This window comes from Arthrobacter sp. M71 S08, assembly GCF_059089725.1.
The window spans coordinates 1-1,285 of record NZ_JBNHEY010000015.1; the positions used below are offsets into that span (position 1 = coordinate 1).

Genomic DNA, 1,285 nt, shown 5'->3' on the forward strand with positions numbered 1-1,285 from the left:
TGGCAACATGGAACGAGGGTTGCGCTCGTTGCGGGACTTAACCCAACATCTCACGACACGAGCTGACGACAACCATGCACCACCTGTAAACCGGCCACAAGTGGCCGACACATCTCTGCGCCGTTCCGGTTCATGTCAAGCCTTGGTAAGGTTCTTCGCGTTGCATCGAATTAATCCGCATGCTCCGCCGCTTGTGCGGGCCCCCGTCAATTCCTTTGAGTTTTAGCCTTGCGGCCGTACTCCCCAGGCGGGGCACTTAATGCGTTAGCTACGGCGCGGAAAACGTGGAATGTCCCCCACACCTAGTGCCCAACGTTTACGGCATGGACTACCAGGGTATCTAATCCTGTTCGCTCCCCATGCTTTCGCTCCTCAGCGTCAGTTAATGCCCAGAGACCTGCCTTCGCCATCGGTGTTCCTCCTGATATCTGCGCATTTCACCGCTACACCAGGAATTCCAGTCTCCCCTACATCACTCAAGTCTGCCCGTACCCACCGCAGATCCGGAGTTAAGCCCCGGACTTTCACGGCAGACGCGACAAACCGCCTACGAGCTCTTTACGCCCAATAATTCCGGATAACGCTTGCGCCCTACGTATTACCGCGGCTGCTGGCACGTAGTTAGCCGGCGCTTCTTCTGCAGGTACCGTCACTTTCGCTTCTTCCCTACTGAAAGAGGTTTACAACCCGAAGGCCTTCATCCCTCACGCGGCGTCGCTGCATCAGGCTTGCGCCCATTGTGCAATATTCCCCACTGCTGCCTCCCGTAGGAGTCTGGGCCGTGTCTCAGTCCCAGTGTGGCCGTCCACCCTCTCAGGCCGGCTACCCGTCGTCGCCTTGGTAGGCCATTACCCCACCAACAAGCTGATAGGCCGCGAGTCCATCCAAAACCACAAAAGCTTTCCACCCCCCACCATGCGGTGAAGAGTCGTATCCAGTATTAGACCCAGTTTCCCAGGCTTATCCCAGAGTCAAGGGCAGGTTACTCACGTGTTACTCACCCGTTCGCCACTAATCCCCCCAGCAAGCTGGGGATCATCGTTCGACTTGCATGTGTTAAGCACGCCGCCAGCGTTCATCCTGAGCCAGGATCAAACTCTCCGTAAAAAAATACAGACACAACACAAACCCCCCGGAAAAAGAAGGATCCATGCTGCACAAAATTCGAAACCAGCCAAAAAACCAGCCACCACACCGAAGTGCAACGACCAGCAAATCAACCAATCAAAAAACAATCGGTATCAACAAACATGGCACACTATTGAGTTCTCAAACAACAGAAGCA

General features: G+C 54.9%; 1 rRNA gene. It reads right to left on the minus strand.

Annotated features, from left to right (window positions below):
• Window positions 1-1,107, minus strand: a 16S ribosomal RNA gene (locus AC5RTB_RS16550); the annotation flags it as partial.
• Window positions 1,108-1,285 lie beyond the last annotated feature (178 nt).